Source organism: Citrobacter sp. MNAZ 1397, from assembly GCF_023613995.1.
GTDB lineage: Bacteria > Pseudomonadota > Gammaproteobacteria > Enterobacterales > Enterobacteriaceae > Phytobacter > Phytobacter ursingii.
This window is the reverse complement of the sequence record NZ_JAKIVH010000003.1, coordinates 380,781-399,638: the sequence shown is the minus strand read 5'-3', so window position 1 is coordinate 399,638 and position 18,858 is coordinate 380,781. Positions and strand designations below refer to the sequence as shown.

Annotated in this window: 16 protein-coding genes; 8 read left to right on the top strand and 8 right to left on the bottom strand. The window is 53.6% G+C overall.

Annotated elements, in window-relative coordinates:
- Positions 1–281: 281 nt before the first annotated feature.
- The 5 genes from hofQ to L2097_RS19035 are packed head-to-tail and all read right to left on the bottom strand — an operon-like array spanning position 282 to position 3,598.
- Positions 282–1,463: a DNA uptake porin HofQ gene (gene hofQ / locus L2097_RS19055; RefSeq protein WP_250353525.1), complete on the bottom strand. Its 1,182-nt coding sequence runs from the start codon at positions 1,461–1,463 to the stop codon at positions 282–284.
- Positions 1,464–1,482: 19 nt separating this feature from the next.
- Entirely contained in the window at positions 1,483–1,839 is a 357-nt protein-coding gene (locus L2097_RS19050) for a HofP DNA utilization family protein (protein WP_223883568.1), read from the bottom strand.
- A complete protein-coding gene (locus L2097_RS19045) occupies positions 1,826–2,290 on the bottom strand; it encodes a HofO family protein (protein WP_052958934.1) in 465 nt (154 codons plus the stop codon). The genes L2097_RS19050 and L2097_RS19045 overlap by 14 nt, the downstream gene beginning before the upstream one ends.
- Positions 2,274–2,813, bottom strand: a complete 540-nt coding sequence (locus L2097_RS19040) for a PilN domain-containing protein (protein ID WP_250353497.1) — start codon at positions 2,811–2,813, stop codon at positions 2,274–2,276. Before L2097_RS19040 ends, L2097_RS19045 begins: the two co-directional genes overlap by 17 nt.
- A complete protein-coding gene (locus L2097_RS19035) occupies positions 2,813–3,598 on the bottom strand; it encodes a type IV pilus biogenesis protein PilM (protein ID WP_250353496.1) in 786 nt (261 codons plus the stop codon). Before L2097_RS19035 ends, L2097_RS19040 begins: the two co-directional genes overlap by 1 nt.
- A gap of 120 nt (positions 3,599–3,718) precedes the next feature.
- On the opposite strand from L2097_RS19035, the gene mrcA reads away from it, so the two are divergent.
- A complete protein-coding gene (mrcA, locus tag L2097_RS19030; protein ID WP_047372829.1) occupies positions 3,719–6,271 on the top strand; it encodes a peptidoglycan glycosyltransferase/peptidoglycan DD-transpeptidase MrcA in 2,553 nt (850 codons plus the stop codon).
- An 88-nt stretch (positions 6,272–6,359) separates the two neighbouring features.
- On the opposite strand, the gene nudE is transcribed toward mrcA, so the two are convergent.
- The gene (nudE, locus tag L2097_RS19025) at positions 6,360–6,920 is read right to left on the bottom strand and encodes an ADP compounds hydrolase NudE (protein ID WP_041851386.1); all 561 of its coding nucleotides are present in this window, start codon (positions 6,918–6,920) and stop codon (positions 6,360–6,362) included.
- A 320-nt stretch (positions 6,921–7,240) separates the two neighbouring features.
- Between nudE and L2097_RS19020 the strand changes: the two genes are divergently transcribed.
- From L2097_RS19020 to pckA, 5 genes are all read left to right on the top strand, one after another.
- On the top strand, positions 7,241–9,379 hold the full coding sequence (locus tag L2097_RS19020; RefSeq protein ID WP_250353495.1) for an intracellular growth attenuator family protein: 2,139 nt from the start codon (positions 7,241–7,243) through the stop codon (positions 9,377–9,379).
- Between the two features lie 64 nt (positions 9,380–9,443).
- Complete coding sequence (gene yrfG / locus L2097_RS19015; protein WP_047372827.1) at positions 9,444–10,124, top strand: GMP/IMP nucleotidase; 681 nt, start codon at positions 9,444–9,446, stop codon at positions 10,122–10,124.
- Positions 10,124–10,525 (top strand): ribosome-associated heat shock protein Hsp15, encoded by a 402-nt coding sequence (gene hslR, locus L2097_RS19010; RefSeq protein WP_041851383.1) that lies wholly within the window; start codon positions 10,124–10,126, stop codon positions 10,523–10,525. Before yrfG ends, hslR begins: the two co-directional genes overlap by 1 nt.
- Positions 10,526–10,549: 24 nt before the next feature.
- Complete coding sequence (gene hslO / locus L2097_RS19005; protein ID WP_047372826.1) at positions 10,550–11,428, top strand: Hsp33 family molecular chaperone HslO; 879 nt, start codon at positions 10,550–10,552, stop codon at positions 11,426–11,428.
- 350 nt (positions 11,429–11,778) lie between these two features.
- Positions 11,779–13,398: a phosphoenolpyruvate carboxykinase (ATP) gene (pckA, locus tag L2097_RS19000; protein ID WP_047372825.1), complete on the top strand. Its 1,620-nt coding sequence runs from the start codon at positions 11,779–11,781 to the stop codon at positions 13,396–13,398.
- Positions 13,399–13,445: 47 nt separating this feature from the next.
- On the opposite strand, the gene envZ is transcribed toward pckA, so the two are convergent.
- Positions 13,446–14,798 (bottom strand): two-component system sensor histidine kinase EnvZ, encoded by a 1,353-nt coding sequence (gene envZ / locus L2097_RS18995; protein ID WP_047372824.1) that lies wholly within the window; start codon positions 14,796–14,798, stop codon positions 13,446–13,448.
- Entirely contained in the window at positions 14,795–15,514 is a 720-nt protein-coding gene (gene ompR / locus L2097_RS18990) for an osmolarity response regulator transcription factor OmpR (RefSeq protein WP_001157751.1), read from the bottom strand. Before ompR ends, envZ begins: the two co-directional genes overlap by 4 nt.
- Positions 15,515–15,730: 216 nt before the next feature.
- On the opposite strand from ompR, the gene greB reads away from it, so the two are divergent.
- Together greB and L2097_RS18980 are read left to right on the top strand one after the other, a co-directional pair.
- Positions 15,731–16,204: a transcription elongation factor GreB gene (gene greB, locus L2097_RS18985; RefSeq protein WP_047372823.1), complete on the top strand. Its 474-nt coding sequence runs from the start codon at positions 15,731–15,733 to the stop codon at positions 16,202–16,204.
- A 98-nt stretch (positions 16,205–16,302) separates the two neighbouring features.
- Positions 16,303–18,633: a Tex family protein gene (locus tag L2097_RS18980; protein ID WP_250353494.1), complete on the top strand. Its 2,331-nt coding sequence runs from the start codon at positions 16,303–16,305 to the stop codon at positions 18,631–18,633.
- The last annotated feature ends 225 nt before the right edge of the window (positions 18,634–18,858 follow it).

Here is an 18,858-nt window from a genome sequence, read left to right as displayed (position 1 = left end):
CTAAGACTATTCGTTGATGATAAATCCGCTCCGTTGACACCGTGCGAAGCCGGACATGAACTGAAACCTCATATGCGATAGTGCGAGAGTCAGACCAAAAATTATCTCAGTACTGAGACTGGTTTGGCAACTGAATAAATCGCCGACCAGACGTTAACACTACTTATGGTAAGACGGAGATTGCTGACGCTCAAATCGGTACTCCTTGTAAGCTAAATCATCTCTCACGTCAAACACCTGTAGCGAGTTCGGCAGAAAAAGCGATACAGAACAGGTATCGATCAGCGTACCGGGACGAGTCGTGGTGTAATAAAGACCACCAGTTCACGGCGCTCATTATCTTTACCATCATGACGAAACAGTCGGCCGAACCAGGGTATCCCCCCTAAAATTGGTACACTGTCGGAACCGAGTTTATGCTTTTGCGAGAAAATGCCGCCGAGCGCCAGGGTGTCTCCGCTTTTTATTTCGACCTGCGTTTCAATTTCTTGTTTATCAATTGCCAGTACTTCGCCATTTGCCTGCTGGAGCGTCTGGCCCGGCACGTTCTGGGTAATACGCAGCTTCAGACGCACACGATTATCAGGTAGCACGGTGGGCGTCACTTCCATACCCAGAACCGCTTCTTTAAATTCCACCGACGTCGCACCGCTTTCGCCGCTGGAAACCTGATAAGGGATTTCACTACCTTGTTTAATGCTGGCAGGCTGCATATGGGATGCCAGTAGTCGCGGGCTGGCGATGATCTCCAGTTGCTGTTTTTGTTCCAGCGCTGACAATTCAATATCCAGTAACCGCCCGTTAATGCTGCCTATATTAAAACCGACCCGGGTAGTGGCGCTTTCAACCGATAGATCGCTGGAAAGCGATGATACCTGACCGCGTTTACCGGACTTTGTCGCCTCCCCCAGCCCCCATTTCACCCCGAGCTCACGCAAACTCTTCTCATTTATGGTGACAATATGCGCCGCCAGCTCAACCTGTTCGACGGGCAAATCCATCTGCGCAACCCACTTTTCCAGCATGTTTAGCGAGGCCTTATGATCGCGGAGCACCAGCCGGTTAAGGCGGGTATCCACGGTGATCGTACCTTTCGGCCCAAGGAGTTTTTCGCCAGCCTTTGCCACTTCACTGGCCTGCGCGTAACGCAGCGTCAGGCTACGCCCTTCCAGCGGCAGATTCTGTTTTTGCTTTTCCAGTGCCGCTTCACGTGCGTCGTATTGTTGTTGCTGCCAGTTAGCGGAATGCACATACAGGATATTGCCCTCGCGGCGTAGTGTTAGTCCGGCGCTGGAAATCACCGTGTTTAATGCCTGCTTCCAGGGCACATCGACCAGATGCAAGGAGAGTGTCCCGCTGACATCCGGCGAGATCACCAGGTTATGTTTTTCCTGCTCAGCAAGCGCCTGTAAGACTTGAGTGACAGGAACATCATCCACCATTAATGTCACAGGTGCAGGCATTGCCACGCTCGCCGCAACGTTACTGAGACAAAGAGCTACGATTGCTGTTCTTTTCATTTTGAGATCCTTCTCGTTTCCACTGCCAGCGCGCGGGTTCACAACCCTCTCCTGTCGCGATGCGCATCTCTTCTTTATCAAAATCCACCACACGCCAGCCGCCCAAAAGCGAGTCTCCTTTCTGCACGCGTCGCCATCTCCCGGCAGGATCGCGCACGATCCCTGTCGCGGCCTCAGCCATGATCACCACGCCCTGGTAATGCCAAAGTTCAAGCTGGCTGGTCATACAGCGATCGAGGGGAGGCTGGAAAGGATCGCGCATCCCCGCCAGCATCAGTACCAGCAAACATGCCACTGTGATGCGTTTAGTCGCCATCATCGCTCTCCACCTGGAGCACAAAATGCAGCGCATGTTCCTGTACGGTGATGGAAAAAGCCGGTGCGAGCATCTGCCGTTCTGCAAGCCAGGGAAACATACGTGGAATCGATACCCACTGCGCCTCCAGCACCATCTCGCCCCCCCGTTCGCCAGGACGCCAGCGAATCAGTTGGGCGTCAGGAGTATGAAAATCCAGAGGTGAAAAAGCCGTTGGGACATCCGCCTGCGAATGCGCTATCTCCGGGGGTTTAAGGGCCAGGATATCCCGCCAACTGGCCTGTAGCGCCGACTGCTGTACAAGACGCTGTTGCTCTCGTGCCGTTTGTTCACGTGTTATGGGCTTAATCTGCCACCACCACACCGCAAGCAGGAGAAAAACCATAAGCAACAGCCCGTACCCGGCCCTGGCTCCGGGCGAGAGGGCGTACCAGAGATCAAGGCTGCGCGGCATGTTCATCTTCCTTATTAAGCTGATAGTGAAACTGCCAGCGCCCCTGCGCGTCCCGCTCAGTTGAACCGGCTTGGCGAAGACGAAAACCGTCTGTCATTTCAAGCGCCTGCTCCAGTTCGCTTAATGACTGAAAAGTTCTGGCAAGCCCCGATACGCTGAATTGCCCTTGTTGAAAATGCATTTCCGTAAGCCAGGCGCTGTCAGGCATTCTTTCCGCCAGTCCAGCCAGCCGCTGCTGCCATTGGCGGGTATGGCTATGACGCTGCATTCTGGCCTGCTGTTTTAACCACAACTGGCGTAACGCCTGAAAATGCGGTTGTTTTGCCTTCAGGGCCGACAACATCTGCCCGTCGGATTGCAGCCACAACGTAGCGATCTGTTTGTCCTGACCCGTCTTTGTATGAAACAGCACAATGGCTAGCGCCGTCATGCCCACAATGGACACCAGCAGTCGCCCCCAGAAACGTCGACATGCCTGCTGCCGCTGCTCTCGCCAGGGAAGCAGGTTGATCATCTGTTCCATTAGCGTACCGCTCCCAGGGCCAGGCCAATCGCTACCGCGAAACGCATACCATTTTTCGGCAGAGGCGGTTGCCTCTGCACAATGGCGCACCAGGGATCAAAATCGGGCGCTGCCGCTGTACATAGCGCAATGTCGGTAATATCCAGCCCGAGGCTCGCACTTAGCTGGTTTATGGTGGGCTGATCTTCACGCGACCGACGTCCCCATCCGGTGCGTGTTGCCCACAGCCATTGCGCGTCGTCTTCCCAAATAAGGCAATGTGCCGGAGGCGGTAAAAAAGGGACGAGGTGCTGTAATGCGCAGGCATCAGGCGTCAGGGAGGCCAGATTCAGGTGCAGGGACGTTGCCAGTTCCAGCATTTCGGCCACTTCTTTATGCTGCGCCGCCGTCACGCTATAGGCCTGCGCCAGTGCATCTTCGGTGTAGTCAAAACGTAACTCTGCCACGGCCATTTCAAGTTCACGCGCCATGGCGTGAGAAACCCAGCTTGCCAGTTCGTTTTCCCGTAAGGCCATTGCCGGGCGAGGGAGCTTACGCTGCAATGTACGCGCAGCCGGAAATGCCAGTCGTACCCGATGGCGCTGCGGTAATGATTTTCGCCACGGTGAGAGCGTCGTCAATAACTGTTGTGGCGCTTTAAGCTGCCCGTTTTCAACTGTGCCCAATGGTAACGGGATATGCCACCAACGGCGTAGCGCCCACCCGGCTCTGGCCGGGGTTAACGCAACGCTGAAAACGCTATCTTGCTGAATATGCAGTCCAATCTGCCAGTGCCCGAATGCCATAAATCGCGACCTCCTTATCGCCAGGAAAGATAACGGCTATATCAATGCATCAGGCTTGCATTTATACTACCGCGCGGTTGTTTATAAACTGCCCAAATGAAACTAAATGGGAATCCTCCGGTGAAGTTCGTAAAGTATTTATTGATCCTTGCAGTGTGTTGCATTCTGCTGGGAGCAGGCTCGATTTATGGGTTGTACAAATTCATTGAGCCGCAGCTACCTGACGTCGCCACGCTGAAAGACGTGCGACTACAAATCCCGATGCAGGTCTATAGTGCCGACGGCGAGTTGATTGCGCAGTACGGCGAAAAACGCCGCATTCCGCTGACCTTAAGTCAGATACCGCCAGAAATGGTCAAAGCGTTTGTTGCCACAGAAGACAGCCGCTTCTATGAACACCATGGCGTTGATCCGGTGGGGATTTTCCGCGCGGCCAGCGTGGCGCTTTTCTCTGGTCATGCCTCACAGGGCGCCAGCACCATCACCCAACAGCTCGCACGTAACTTTTTCCTGAGCCCGGAACGCACGCTGATGCGTAAAATCAAGGAAGTGTTCCTGGCTATTCGTATTGAGCAGTTGCTGAATAAAGACGAGATCCTCGAGCTTTATCTCAATAAGATTTACCTCGGTTATCGTGCTTATGGCGTGGGTGCGGCGGCACAGGTCTACTTTGGAAAACCGGTTGACCAGCTCACCCTGAGTGAAATGGCAGTCATTGCCGGGCTGCCAAAAGCGCCGTCCACCTTTAACCCGCTCTATTCACTTGATCGCGCAACGGCCCGCCGTAATGTGGTGCTGGCCCGTATGCTGAGCGAGGGCTACATCAGCCAGACGCAGTATGACCAGGCGCGTGGCGAAGCGATTGATGCGGATTACCATGCACCGGAGATTGCCTTCTCGGCGCCGTACCTCTCGGAAATGGTGCGCCAGGAGATGGTGAATCGCTATGGCGATAAAGCCTATGAAGACGGTTATCGTGTTTACACCACCATCACCCGTAAAGTGCAACTTGCCGCGCAGGACGCCGTGCGCAATAACGTGATGGATTACGATATGCGTCATGGTTATCGCGGCCCGTCCAATGTGCTGTGGAAACCGGGCGAAAGCGCCTGGGATAGCAAAAAAATCACCGATACCTTAAAAGCGTTGCCGACCTATGGACCGCTGGAACCGGCTGTTGTCACAGCCGCCAACGCGCAAGAAGCCACCGCGATGCTGGGTGACGGCACCTCCGTATCATTGCATATGGACGGTATGCGCTGGGCACGCCCTTATCGTTCTGACACCGCACAAGGCCCCACTCCACGCAAAGTGACCGATGTCGTTCTGGCAGGACAACAGATTTGGGTTCGCATGGTCAACGAAGGCTGGTGGCTGGCACAGGTGCCGGATGTTAACTCCGCCCTGGTCTCCATCAACCCACACGATGGCGCGGTCCTGGCGCTGGTGGGTGGCTTTGATTTCAATCAGAGCAAATTTAACCGTGCCACCCAGGCGCTGCGCCAGGTTGGCTCTAACATCAAACCATTCCTTTATACCGCGGCGATGGACAAAGGCCTGACGCTGGCCAGTATTCTGAACGATGTACCTATCTCCCGCTGGGATGCCGGGGCAGGTTCCGACTGGCGTCCGAAAAACTCACCCGATGAGTATGCCGGGCCAATTCGCCTGCGCCAGGGGCTTGGGCAGTCGAAGAACGTGGTGATGGTACGCGCTATGCGTGCAATGGGAGTCGACTACGCCGCTGAGTATTTACAGCGATTCGGTTTCCCGGCACAAAACATCGTCCATACGGAGTCGCTGGCGCTGGGCTCCGCCTCTTTCACCCCAATGCAGGTGGCCCGCGGCTACTCGGTCATGGCGAACGGCGGATTCCTCATCGATCCGTATTTCATCACCAAAATTGAGAACGATCAGGGTAATGTTCTGTTCGAAACCCGACCCAAAGTAGCCTGCGCAGAATGTAATATTCCGGTGATTTACGGGGATACACCGAAATCAGACGTGCTGGAAAACAAAGATATGGAAAACGTGGCTATCTCTCAGGAGCAGCAGAATCCTTCCGTACCGATGCCGCAGCTGGAGCAAGCCAATCAGGATCTGGTGGTGAAGAGTGGCGGCCAGGAGTATGCACCGCACGTCATCAGCACGCCGCTTTCGTTTTTAATTAAGAGCGCGCTTAACAGTAACATCTTCGGTGAGCCTGGCTGGCAAGGCACAGGCTGGCGGGCAGGCCGGGATCTCAAACGTAATGATATCGGTGGTAAAACCGGGACTACAAACAGCTCAAAAGATGCCTGGTTCTCCGGTTATGGCCCGGGCGTGGTGACATCGGTCTGGATCGGTTTCGATGACCATCGTCGCGATCTGGGACGCACCTCCGCGTCAGGCGCAATCAAAGATCAGATCTCGGGTTACGAAGGCGGCGCGAAGAGTGCGCAGCCAGCATGGGATGCTTACATGCAGGTTGTTCTCAATGGCGTTCCGGAGCAACCGCTCACGCCACCGCCAGGAATTGTGACGGTAAATATCGACCGGAGCACAGGGCAACTGGCGAGTGGAGGCAGCAGCCGTCAGGAGTACTTTATTGACGGGACGCAGCCGACACAGCAGGCCGTGCACGAAGTGGGGACCACCATTATTGATAATGGCGAGACGCACGAATTGTTCTGATAAACGGTTTCCCGGATGGGGCGCAAAACGTCTTATCCGGGCCAGTCACTGTTCTGACCGACATAAAAAAAGCGCTTACGCGCTTTTTTTATAACCGGCCCTGCCCTTTCAGCCACTCTCTTAACAAGAACAGTGCACTGACATTGCGGGCTTCATTAAAATCAGGCTCTTCCAGCAAATCCATCAAATGGGCCAGCGGCCAGCGCACCTGGGGTAACGGCTCAGGCTCATCACCGGGCAGCGACTCAGGGTATAAATCCTCAGCAACCATAATATTCATTTTGCTGGAGAAATAAGACGGAGCCATGCTGAGTTTTTTCAGGAACGTCAATTCTTTCGCGCCGAAACCTACCTCTTCTTTAAGCTCGCGGTTGGCCGCCTCATACATATTTTCACCAGGATCGATTAACCCCTTGGAAAATCCCAGCTCATAAGATTCGGTACCCACAGCATATTCGCGAATAAGAATGATATGATCGTCTACAATAGGCACGATCATCACCGCTTCACGTGACGAGGGACGCATACGCTCATAGACACGACGTACGCCGTTGCTGAATTCCAGGTCCACGCTTTCGACGTTAAAAAGTCGTGAAGATGCGACGGTTTCAACGTTAAGAATGGTGGGTTTTTGCAATGATTCGCTCATTATTATCGGTCTTTCCAGAGATTACTGGCATTATTGTGCGACATGCGACACTGTTTCGGCAATGTTCTTCGCGCCTCATTTACATTCCTGTAACTTAGCAGAAGCTATTTCCCAAATAAACCTAAAAGTCAAGAGGTTGAAATAAAACTAAGAATTTGCTGATATTCGCTCTATTACGGCTTTGCTACTATTTTGCATGTTGTCAGGCGCTCACCTATTAGACTAACGATTTGCCCGATAACGCTCCAGCCATATTCATTGAATTTACGGGAAAGGGTGCAACTGACTACACCTGCTAGTAAAAGTAAGATGGGGAAAGCATGAGCACCATTTTGATTTATTTCGCTGCTATGCTGGCCTGCGTATGCCTTGTTGGGTGGTTTTACAGAACGCGATCGCAAAGGCGATACCGTCTGCCACATCTGCAAGCCTTCGCTGGCGCGACAACCCGCAAATTAACTCCTGATGAGCGCAGCGCTGTTGAAAGCTATCTGGAATCGCTCTCCCGTACCCGTCAGGTACCAGGTCCGACCGGTGCGACGGCAGCTCCGATCTCTCTCACGCTCAACGCGCAAAGTAATACCGTCATCAGTGTCACCCGTGCGATTACCCGCTACGGCATTACGACCGATGCCCCGAACAAATGGCGCTACTACCTTGATTCGGTGGAAGTACATCTGCCGCCGTTCTGGGAACAGTACATCAACGACGAAAACAGCGTTGAGCTCATCCGTACCGACACCCTACCGCTGGTCATTTCGCTTAATGGTCACGCATTGAATGAATACCGTCCGGAAGAACACAGTCTGATGCCGGAACAGGTTTCATCGTCGCACTCGGCTATCCGCGGCGAAGAGACGGAGCAAATCGAGCTTCTTAATATTCGTCATGAAACGGTGGAAGAGTATGCATTGAGCCGCCCGGATGGCATGCGCGAGGCATTGCTGATTTCCACATCGTTTTTACTGTTCTTTTTCTGCCTGGTCACCCCCGACGTCTTTGTCCCCTGGCTTGCCATAGCCGGGATCATGCTGCTTGCGGCCGGGCTCTGGGGCATCTTTGCGCCACCTGCGCAAAACGCGCTGCGCGAAATCCACTGCCTGCGCGGCACGCCCAAACGTTGGGGCCTTTTTGGTGAGAATAATCAGGAACAGATCAATAACATCTCCTTAGGCATTATTGATCTGATCTACCCGCGCCACTGGCAGCCTTTTATCGCCCAGGATCTGGGGCAACAAAGTGACATTGATATCTATCTTGATCGTCACGTAGTCCGACAAGGGCGGTTTTTATCGCTCCATGATGAGGTGAAGAACTTCCCTCTCCAGCATTGGGTGCGCAGCGCCGTCATTTCAGCTGGAGCGATGTTGGTCCTGATCATGCTGCTGATGTGGGTTCCGCTGGATATGCCGATCAAATTTACCCTTTCATGGATTAAAGGTGCACAGACCATCGAGGCGACAAAAGTTAGCCAGCTTGAAGAAGCAGGTCTTCGTATCGGTGACTCGCTAAAGATCCACGGTACCGGCATGTGTAGCATCCATTCGTCGACCAACTGGAACGCACGCCAGAGCTCGCCGTTTGCGCCGTTCGACTGTTCACAAATTATCTGGAACGATGCGCCGCCGCTACCCTTACCGGAATCCGAAACCGTCACCAAAGCGACAGCGCTGGTGGAAGCCGTCAATCGCCAGTTGCATCCGAAACAGGATGACGGCTCTCGCGTCAGTCCGGCACTGCGGACAGCAATTCAGAAATCAGGCATGGTCTTGCTGGATGACTTTTCTGAGATTGTGTTGAAAACACAGGATCTCTGTTCGGCAGAAGATGACTGCCTGCGCCTTAAAAACGCGCTGGTTAACCTGGGGAACAGTAAGGACTGGGATACCCTGACGTCACGCGCCAGTACAGGTAAACTCACTGGCGTGAATGTGTTGCTGCGCCCGGTTAGCGCAGAATCGCTGGATAACCTGGTCACGACCTCTACCGCACCTTTTATTTTGCGCGAAACGACCCGCGCGGCACAGGCGCTTAACAGCCCGGCGCCTGGCGGCTTCCTGATTATCAGTGAAGAAGGTAGCGAGCTGGTAGATCAGCCCTATCCTGGCGTCGCGTTATACGACTACCCGGCAGCCGAACAGTGGGCAGAGTTCCAGCGTCTGGCAGAGATGCTGATGCAAACGCCTTTCACCGCCGAAGGCATCATCACCAATATCTCAACCGACGCCAACGGTACTCGTCATATCAGCCTGCACCGTATGCCAGATAGCACAACCGGGCTCTGGCGCTATGTCAGTACCGCGTTTCTGCTTCTGGCGATGATTGTCTGCTGCGTTTATAACGGCGTCCAGGCGTTACGCCGCTACCATCGAAACCGCACGCGCCTGGCTGAAATTCAGCAATACTACGAAAATTGCCTGAACCCCGGGCTTATCCCCGCACCCGATAGCCTGACCTGATAAATGTCATGCGCGCCGGGTATGTTAACCTGTCGCGCATCGTTATTTCTGGCTGGAGTTTCTTATGCATTTTGATATCGACTGGCAGAGCGTGGATACCGTTCTGCTGGACATGGACGGTACGCTGCTCGATCTCGCCTTTGATAATTATTTCTGGCAAAAACTGGTGCCGGAGACGTTTGGCGCAAAGAAAGGCATTACGCCCGCAGAAGCTCAGGCCATTCTTCGTCAGGAATATCATGCCGTGCAGCATACGCTAAACTGGTATTGTCTGGATTACTGGAGCGAACGCTTAGGACTGGATATCTGCGCGATGACCACGCAGCAGGGACCGCGCGCTGTGCTGCGTGAAGATACCGTTCCTTTTCTTGATGCGCTGCAAAAAAGCGGTAAGCGACGCATTCTGTTGACCAATGCGCATCCGCATAACCTCGCGGTGAAACTTGAGCATACCGGGCTGGCATCGCACCTTGATTTATTACTTTCCACCCACACATTTGGTTATCCGAAAGAGGATCAGCGTTTGTGGCAAGCCGTGGCGCAAGAGACGGGCTTAAACGCCGAAAGAACGCTGTTCATTGACGACAGTGAACCCATTCTGGATGCCGCCGCAAAATTTGGCATTCGTTACTGCCTTGGCGTAACCAACCCGGATTCAGGTCTGGCGGAGAAAAGTTATCTACGTCATCCCGGCATGAATGATTATCGCCATCTGATTCCCTCACTGAGCGTGAAGGAGGGGTAATGAAAGAACAGTCAGCACCCGATGTTCGCCTCGATAAATGGCTGTGGGCCGCGCGTTTCTATAAAACACGCGCATTAGCCCGCGAGATGATCGAAGGCGGCAAAGTGCATTACAACGGCCAGCGCAGCAAGCCGAGTAAAATCGTCGAACTGAACGCCACACTGACGCTCAGGCAGGGTAATGACGAACGAACGGTGATTATTAAAGCGATTACCGAACAACGCCGCCCCGCCGCAGAAGCCGTCGAAATGTATGAAGAGACTGCGGAAAGCGTAGCGAAGCGCGAAAAAATGGCGCTGGCACGGAAGATGAATGCGCTTACAATGCCGCACCCCGATCGCCGTCCGGATAAAAAAGAACGCCGCGACCTGATGAAATTTAAATACGGTGACAGCGAGTAACGCGCACCCGCAAGAGAGAAAACTATGGCTCAACATGACCAATTACACCGTTATCTGTTCGAAAACTATGCCGTGCGTGGCGAACTGGTAACTGTCTCCGAAACCTGGAAGCAGATCCTGGAAAACCATAGCTATCCGCAGCCCGTTAAAACCATTCTTGGCGAACTGCTGGTCGCGACCAGTCTGCTGACTGCCACCCTGAAATTTGCGGGCGACATTACCGTTCAGCTACAGGGCGATGGCCCAATGAGCCTGGCTGTCATTAACGGCAACAACCGCCAGCAGATGCGCGGCGTCGCGCGCGTGCAGGGCGATATTGCTGACGATGCTGATCTGAAAACGTTGGTTGGCAATGGCTACCTGGTCATTACCATTACCCCTGAAGAAGGTGAACGTTATCAGGGTGTCGTTGGTCTGGAAGGCGATACGCTGGCAGCCTGCCTGGAAGATTACTTCCTGCGTTCTGAACAGCTGCCCACCCGTTTGTTCATCCGTACGGGGGATGTGGATGGCGCTCCGGCCGCAGGTGGTATGTTGCTGCAGGTTTTACCCGCTCAGGATACGCAGGCGGTGGATTTTGAACACCTGGCGACGCTGACTGAAACGATCAAAGCAGAAGAGCTGCTTACGCTCCCTGCGCAGGATGTTCTGTGGCGTTTATACCACGAAGAAGAAGTGACTCTGTACGACCCGCAGGATGTGGAATTTAAATGTACCTGTTCCCGCGAACGTTGCGCTGGCGCGTTAAAAACCCTGCCAGATGAAGAAGTTGACAGCATCATTGCCGAAGAAGGCGAGATCGACATGCATTGCGACTACTGCGGTAATCACTATCTGTTCAATGCCATGGACATTGCTGAAATCCGTAACAACGCTTCCCCTGCCGACCCACAGGTACATTAAGACCTTCCTTAATCGCCAGTAAAAGTGCCGCCTTAATGGTGGCACTTTTGCATAGCGCGTCACGTTTCCGCTAAAATGTTTTCTGAAAGTCTTACGTAATTTACTTTCATGAAAGCGATTACAGTCACAAAGCTGCCGTTAAAAATATCGCTTTACGTCGCTTTAGTGACATTTTCTCGATTATTCTGGCTATTATTGCCAGAAACTGTGTCGCCACGTGACCCATGTCACAGCGTTTTCCGCGATTCAGGGTTTGTCGGGATACGTAAATCTATGAGCCCCGTCGCGGTCAGGGAATGAGCAACACCCCTACAATTTCAGGCAGTACATATTGGCTAAGGAGTAGTGACATGCGCGTTAACGAATTAACCCCGCAAGATCTCAAGGCTTATGGTATCAACGATGTTCAGGAGATCGTCTATAACCCCGACTACGATACGCTGTATCAGGAAGAGCTCCGTCCAGACCTGGAAGGATACGAGCGCGGAGTATTGACGAATTCTGGTGCGGTCGCCGTCGACACCGGTATATTCACCGGCCGTTCGCCAAAAGATAAATACATTGTCCGTGATGACACCACCCGTGACACCGTCTGGTGGTCTGATAAAGGCAAAGGCAAGAACGACAACAAACCGCTCTCGCCCGAAGTCTGGCAACACCTGAAAGGGCTGGTTACGCAACAACTCTCCGGTAAGCGACTGTTTATTATTGACGCTTTCTGTGGCGCCAACCCGGATACCCGTCTTTCCGTTCGCTTCGTCACCGAAGTTGCCTGGCAGGCGCACTTCGTGAAGAACATGTTTATCCGTCCGACAAACGAAGAACTCGCTGAGTTTAAACCTGATTTTATTGTTATGAACGGGGCGAAATGTACCAACCCGTTATGGAAAGAACAGGGAATGAATTCAGAGAACTTCGTTGCATTTAACCTGACCGAACGCATCCAACTGATTGGCGGCACCTGGTACGGCGGCGAAATGAAAAAAGGGATGTTCTCCATGATGAACTACCTTTTGCCGCTGAAAGGTATCGCATCAATGCACTGCTCGGCAAACGTCGGGGAGAAAGGCGACGTCGCCATTTTCTTTGGGCTGTCCGGTACCGGGAAAACCACCCTGTCCACCGACCCGAAACGCCGCCTGATTGGCGATGATGAACATGGCTGGGACGACGATGGCGTCTTCAACTTCGAAGGTGGGTGCTACGCCAAAACCATCAGATTGTCAGAGGAAGCGGAACCGGATATTTTCCACGCCATCCGTCGGGACGCTCTGCTGGAAAACGTTAGCGTACGCGCCGACGGCAGCATCGATTATGACGATGCCTCGAAAACAGAAAATACCCGTGTGTCATATCCGATCTATCACATCGACAACATCGTTAAGCCCGTTTCAAAAGCCGGGCATGCAACAAAAGTCATCTTCCTGACCGCAGACGCATTTGGCGTGTTGCCGCCAGTGTCCCGCCTTACCGCAAACCAGACGCAGTACCACTTCTTGTCCGGGTTTACGGCAAAACTGGCGGGCACGGAGCGTGGTGTAACGGAGCCTACACCGACCTTCTCTGCCTGCTTTGGCGCGGCATTCCTGTCGCTGCACCCCACACAGTATGCAGAAGTGCTGGTGAAACGCATGCAGGCCGTCGGGGCGCAGGCATACCTGGTAAACACGGGCTGGAACGGTACCGGCAAACGTATCTCCATTAAAGATACGCGTGCGATTATCGATGCGATTCTGAATGGTGAACTGGATAACGCCGAAACCTTCACCCTGCCGATGTTTAACCTGGCAATCCCCACATCCTTGCCCGGCGTGGAGACAAAAATCCTCGACCCGCGTAATACCTACGCATCACCGGAACAGTGGCAGGAGAAGGCAACGCAGTTGGCTAAACTGTTCGTCAGTAACTTTGAGAAGTATACGGATACCCCTGCGGGCGCCGCACTGGTGAGTGCCGGACCGAAGCTGTAACTTTCCAACACAAGCCAAACAAAACCCGCCGAACGGCGGGTTTTCTGTTAGCTGTCTTTCGTCTGCGTGTTCAGACGGGTAACGGGAACCGGCAGCCAGGCGCGGATTGACAAGCCGCCCCGCTCACTGGTACCAAGTTCCAGTAATCCATTATGGTTATCGACAATACGCTGCACAATCGCCAACCCAAGGCCGGTACCGCTGGTACTACGCGCACTGTCGCCACGGACAAACGGCTGGAACAGATGTTTGCGCTGCTCCGGCTTGATGCCGGGACCATCATCCTCCACCTGGAACCAGGCACGATTAAGCTCCGTACCGCTACTGACCTTGATCCAGCCATTGCCGTAACGGGCAGCGTTCACCACCATATTGGCAACGGCACGCTTAATTGAAAGTGGATGCATACGAACCAGGATTTCGCTGTCATTAAGCGCCGTATCAATCTCACGCTCATAGCCACTCTCAGCCGCCACCACTTCGCCCAGTACCGCGTTTAATTCGGCGATTTCCATCGGCATCTCCTGCCCGGTGCGCAGGTAGTCGATAAACTGCTCGATGATGGCATTGCACTCTTCGATATCTTTATTGATCGACTCTGCCAGGTAACCATCTTCTTCGGCCATCATCTCTGTGGCCAGACGAATGCGCGTGAGCGGCGTACGTAAGTCATGGCTAACCCCCGCCATCAGCAGCGTGCGGTCATCCGCCAGTTGCTTGACCCCGGACGCCATCTGGTTAAAGGCGCGCGTCACAGAACGCACTTCGGAGGCACCGTATTCACGCAACGGCGGAGGAATATGCCCTTTCCCTACTTTTAGCGCAGCATGTTCCAGGTCCACCAGCGGTCGGTTCTGTATTCGGATAAACAGCCATGCGCCCCCTATCGCCAGGAGCATAATAGCCAGCGTATAGCGGAACAGTGGAGAGAAGTCGCCCTGGTGAATCTCCGTCAACGGCACACGCACCCAGATATTGGGCGACAGCCAGGTTTTCAGCCAGACAACGGGAGAACTCTTGTTAACCTCAACGCGGACTTCCGTCGGACCACCCAGTTGCTGCGCCATCTGCTGGCTTAAAAATTCATAATGCTGCGCCCAACGCAGGCCTGCGTCTTCTGCGGCTTCGTTGGAATAGAGCGAGATGCCGAGTTCGCGATAAATTTCGCGGCGAAACGCCGGAGGAACCACCAGCTGTGTGCCGTCCTCCAGTTGCAGTTTATCGGTCATCAGCATACGAACTTCGTAGGCGAGCACCTTATTAAACTGCTGAAGGCTGGGCAAAATCGCGAAATTCAGCACCACGAGGTAGGTCGTCACAAGGCTGACGAACAGCAATGTGACGATCAACAACAGCGTGCGGGCAAAAGAACTGCGCGGTGAGAAGCGCATTCGCCTCATGCTTTAGAACCGTCCGGCACAAAGACGTAGCCCAGACCCCAAACGGTCTGAATGTAACGTGGATGAGCCGGATCCTCTTCCACCATGCGACGCAGGCGGGAGATTTGCACGTCGATAGAACGCTCCATCGCAGAGTATTCACGACCACGCGCCAGGTTCATCAACTTATCGCGCGACAGCGGCTCACGCGGATGGCTCACCAGCGCTTTCAGCACGGCGAACTCACCGCTGGTCAGCGGCATCGGCTCATCTTCGCGGAACATCTCGCGGGTCCCGAGGTTAAGTTTAAATTTACCGAAGGCGATGACCGCTTCCTCCTGCGAAGGCGCGCCAGGTAATTCATTTGCCTGACGACGCAGTACCGCACGAATACGCGCCAGCAGTTCACGCGGGTTGAACGGTTTTGGAATGTAGTCATCGGCACCAATCTCGAGGCCAACGATACGGTCAACTTCTTCCCCTTTCGCCGTCACCATAATGATCGGCATCGGGTTACTCTGGCTACGCAGGCGGCGGCAGATGGACAGGCCATCTTCACCCGGCAGCATTAAGTCGAGAACCATCAAGTGGAATGATTCGCGGGTCAGCAGGCGGTCCATTTGCTCCGCGTTAGCGACGCTACGAACCTGGAAGCCCTGCTCGGTAAGGTAACGCTCAAGCAGCGCGCGCAGGCGCATATCGTCATCCACTACCAGAATCTTATAATTCTCTTGCATTGTTTTTACTCCCAAAGGTTCCGACAATTATGAGTGCGTATTCTAAAAAAGTGCGCGTCGAGGACCAGCTAAATCTGGTATAAATTCTAGTCGAAATTGTTACAAAGCATATTTAACAGCAGCTTATATGCACATTGCATCACAGAAATGATGATTAATCCGCACCTTAAGGGGCGGTGATTTGTAAAGAAATCAGAGAAAAAATAAGGCCACGAAATGAAAACGCCCCTGATCACCCGAGAAGGCTACGACAAGCTAAAGCAGGAACTGGATTTTCTCTGGCGTCAGGAGCGCCCGGAAGTCACCAAAAAAGTCACCTGGGCGGCAAGCCTCGGCGATCGCAGTGAAAATGCCGACTACCAGTACAATAAAAAGCGTCTGCGTGAGATAGACCGCCGCGTTCGCTATCTGACGAAATGCCTGGAAAACCTGAAAATTGTCGATTACTCACCCCAGCAGGAAGGCAAAGTTTTCTTCGGTGCCTGGGTGGAAATCGAAAATGACGATGGCAATACATTACGTTTTCGCATTGTAGGTTACGACGAAATTTTTGGCCGCAAAGACTACATCTCCATCGACTCCCCCATGGCGCGCGCGCTGCTGAAAAAAGAGGTAGGCGATGTCGCACTGGTACAGACGCCCGGCGGGGAAGCCACCTGGTACGTTAATGAAATCGAGTATGTGAAGTAACGCACCAGGAACTATCCGGGAGCCCCCGGCGTGACTGGCATTTTTCTGTCTCAATCCGTATAACTATCCCCTGATTTTGTTCAGAAGATGATATTGAAATGATGAATGATTCGCTCTGCCGCATTATTGCGGGTGAACTTCAGGCCAGATCCGAACAGGTAGAAGCTGCCGTTCGTCTGCTTGATGAAGGGAACACCGTGCCGTTTATCGCGCGTTATCGTAAAGAAGTCACCGGCGGTCTGGATGACACGCAGTTGCGTAATCTGGAAACTCGCCTGGGTTATTTGCGTGAGCTGGAAGAACGCCGCCAGGCCATCCTGAAGTCGATTGGCGAGCAGGGTAAGCTCACCGATGAATTGAGTAAAGCCATCAACGGCACGCTCAGTAAAACCGAACTCGAAGATTTGTATTTACCGTACAAACCTAAGCGCCGTACCCGTGGGCAAATCGCCATTGAAGCAGGCCTGGAGCCGCTGGCGGATTTGCTGTGGAACGACCCTTCACACGACCCGGAAAGCGAAGCTGCAAAATACCTCGATGCCGACAAAGGCGTTGCCGATACCAAAGCTGCACTGGATGGCGCACGCTACATTCTGATGGAGCGCTTTGCCGAAGATGCACAGTTGCTGGCGAAAGTGCGTGATTATCTGTGGAAAAACGCCCACCTGGTTGCCACAGTGATCGGTGGTAAGGAAGAGGAAGGCGCAAAATTCCGTGACTATTTCGATCACCACGAACCGATCTCGACCGTACCGTCGCACCGCGCGCTGGCTATGTTCCGTGGCCGCAACGAAGGGGTCTTGCAGCTCTCTCTGAATGCCGATCCGCAGTTTGATGAGCCGCCAAAAGAGAGCCATTGCGAACAAATTATTCAGGATCACCTCGGCCTGCGCCTGAACAACGCCCCGGCAGACAGCTGGCGCAAAGGTGTTGTCAGCTGGACCTGGCGTATTAAAGTGCTGATGCATCTGGAAACCGAACTGATGGGCACCGTGCGTGAGCGCGCGGAAGACGAGGCGATCAACGTCTTCGCTCGCAATCTGCATGACCTTCTGATGGCCGCCCCAGCGGGGCTGCGCGCGACCATGGGTCTCGATCCGGGTCTGCGTACTGGCGTGAAAGTCGCCGTTGTCGATGGCACTGGCAAGCTGGTCGCCACTGACACCATTTACCCCCATACCGGCCAGGCAGCAAAAGCCGCTGTGGCGGTCGCCGCACTGTGCGAAAAACACAACGTTGAACTGGTCGCTATCGGTAACGGAACAGCATCGCGTGAAACCGAACGTTTCTTCCTGGACGTGCAGAAGCAGTTCCCGAAAGTGACCGCCCAGAAGGTGATTGTCAGCGAGGCCGGCGCATCCGTTTATTCCGCCTCCGAGCTGGCGGCGCAGGAGTTCCCGGAACTTGATGTTTCCCTGCGAGGCGCGGTCTCTATCGCCCGTCGTTTGCAGGATCCGCTGGCAGAACTGGTGAAAATCGATCCGAAATCGATTGGTGTCGGCCAGTATCAGCACGATGTCAGCCAGACTCAACTGGCGCGCAAACTGGACGCGGTAGTCGAAGACTGTGTGAACGCCGTCGGCGTGGACCTGAACACCGCTTCTGTTCCCTTACTGACTCGCGTTGCCGGTTTAACCCGCATGATGGCGCAAAATATCGTCGCCTGGCGTGATGAAAACGGCCAGTTCCAGAATCGTCAACAGCTGTTAAAAGTCAGCCGACTGGGACCAAAAGCCTTTGAGCAGTGCGCGGGCTTCCTGCGTATCAATCATGGTGATAATCCGCTCGATGCCTCTACCGTGCATCCGGAAGCCTACCCGGTTGTGGAACGTATTCTGGCGGCGACGGAGCAGTCTTTGCGCGATCTGATGGGCAACAGCAACGGGCTAAAATCCCTGAAAGCGTCAGACTTTACCGACGAACGTTTCGGCGTACCGACCGTCACTGACATCATCAAAGAGCTGGAAAAACCGGGCCGTGACCCGCGTCCGGAGTTCAAAACCGCGCAGTTTGCTGACGGTGTTGAAACGATGAATGATCTGCTGCCGGGTATGGTACTCGAAGGTGCGGTAACCAACGTCACCAACTTCGGTGCTTTTGTGGATATTGGCGTGCATCAGGATGGTCTGGTACACATCTCTTCGCTCGCCGATAAATTTGTTGAAGATCCGCATACCGTGGTGAAAGCGGGCGATATCGTCAAAGTTAAAGTGCTGGAAGTGGACCTGCAACGCAAACGTATTGCGCTGACCATGCGCCTGGATGAGCAGCCTGGAGAGAGCAATTCACGGCGTGGTAACAGCGGCGCTCGCGAGGCAGGTAATCGCCCTGCCGCCCGTCCGGCTAAACCACGTGGACGCGATACGCAGCCTGCCGGCAACAGCGCGATGATGGATGCGCTGGCCGCCGCCATGGGGAAAAAACGTTAAGCCCTTCGCCCTCTCCTTCGGGAGGGGGCACTCTCCTTTCCTGATGTTCAAATCCGAACAGACAGATACATTACGTTATTTCTTTACCGTCAGTATCTCTTTGAATAATCGCTGTATTAATTTTCAAAATTATTAACCAATTTTCCATTGGTTATATTTTAGTTAACAATATGATCTCTTAAATATTTATTATTAATTTAGCCTTAAGCTAGGGGAATAAATTAA